General features: G+C 41.2%; 2 protein-coding genes. Both read left to right on the forward strand.

Going from position 1 to position 1,727, the window contains the following annotated elements; translation table 11 throughout:
- Window positions 1-156 precede the first annotated feature (156 nt).
- A complete protein-coding gene (locus ABL924_RS18335) occupies window positions 157-1,248 on the forward strand; it encodes a M12 family metallopeptidase (protein ID WP_349028537.1) in 1,092 nt (363 codons plus the stop codon).
- A 108-nt stretch (window positions 1,249-1,356) separates the two neighbouring features.
- The coding region (locus ABL924_RS18340) for a hypothetical protein (RefSeq protein WP_349028538.1) at window positions 1,357-1,727 on the forward strand (371 nt) is incomplete at its 3' end.

The raw sequence follows: 1,727 nt of genomic DNA on the forward strand, positions 1-1,727 counted from the left end.
TGGTTTGGGCTAGGTTCTTCCAGGACATAGGCTATTGCTCGAACTTGAATAAAGGCTTATTTTACCCATTTTGGGGCTTGAGGTCGTGCAAAGGTCTCCTAGAGGTTTGTTTTGCACAAATAAAAATCAACTCAACTCAACTTAGAGGATACCCTCATGACTATAAGGTATAAACTTTGTACTCTGCTCATTATGTTACTAACGGCTTCCGCTCAGGCGGCGGTTAACCCGCCTGTTAGTGCAACGCCGACGGCGAAGGCATATTTTTTGGATACCGTGCTTTGGTCTTACAGCCCGACCACCAAAACCTACAATATTCCAGTATGTTGGGAGAAATTCTCGCAATCTACTGTCGCGGAAAGAGCCAACGTCACAAGTGCAATTGTCAATACATGGCAGAAGTATTCATTGGCAAGATTTACCGGTTGGGGACAATGCCCATTGTCACCATTAATTTTCAATGGCATCAGAATTACCGTTGATAATTTCAATGGCCCACGCGCAGCCCTTGGCACCCAAGGAAATGGTAAAGTTGGCGTGATGCGGCTAAATTTTAGGCTGACGACTGGAACTGGAGTACCGCAAATATGGACTCAGTGTAGATTTAACTTTCCTGCAATAAGCTTAGGTGCATGTATCCAATCGACAGCGATTCACGAATTTGGTCATATTTTAGGTTTAGCCCACGAACAGAACCGATCTGATGATCCCTATTTGCCGATTCCGATATTGAATCCCCTTTGCCACGCAGATGATCCAGATCCACTTCCACTACCTCAAGGCTCTTTTACTACAAAGGGCAATACGTTATTTACAGACTATGACCTTACTTCGGTGATGAACTACTGTCGGTCTAACTATGCGGGTAGGACCGATTTAAGCCCCAAAGACCAATTAGCAATAAGGGTTTATTACGGTCAAATGCCAAGCTATGATAGCCGTACCAGAATATTAAAAGTGCCCCGTATCGCAAAGTATGACGGTAAAATTTTTACTGGCACTTTTAAGTGGATAAGCTCAAATATTTGGCAGCGCGTTGGCGATTTCACGGCTACAACTACGCCTTCATTTTCACCGGCAAAACTCAGTTCTAGCGGAGTTCTGACCATGCCAGGAATTAAATATATTAACGGGGCAGGACATGTAAACCAGATTCTTAATGGTACTTTCAGGCCGGGTTTACTCAAAAATTATTCCGGCAGTTGGACTAGAGTGCAGCCGCTTACCTTCGCGCCTGTTGCAAATTAGAATATAAATAATCAATAGCGGCATTGTGGATAATTTTACTCACAGTGCCGCACTGTTAATTTGCGGTTATCAAGAGGTGAAATGTTATTTCATAAGAGGTATCGTATCGTGATTTTTAAAAAAAAGTTTAATTATTCGACATACTTGTCTTGGACGGCAAAAATAATTGCTTTCATCTTGTTTTTACAACTTTGCGGATATCGCTTCGATGTTTTCCCGCTCGGACAACACAATTGGGGGGACATGTCGGGAGAGCATTTCCCATTATCTAAATCGACAAGGGCTGTTTTATCCATTATTTGGAATTCACTCTTATTTAGTATGTTTGCTACTATTGCCTTATATAAAAAAAAATGCTTTGAAAACACTGGATTTTATTTAGCCTATAAAAAATTTTGGTTTGTCGGTGGAGCTATCTTTTCATTGATATTTCTTATTTTAATTGACTTTATGCCTGCCAATATAGGGAAGTCTTATTT

Origin of the sequence: Methyloglobulus sp. (assembly GCF_040079455.1) — a bacterium.
Classification (GTDB): Bacteria; Pseudomonadota; Gammaproteobacteria; order Methylococcales; family Methylomonadaceae; genus Methyloglobulus.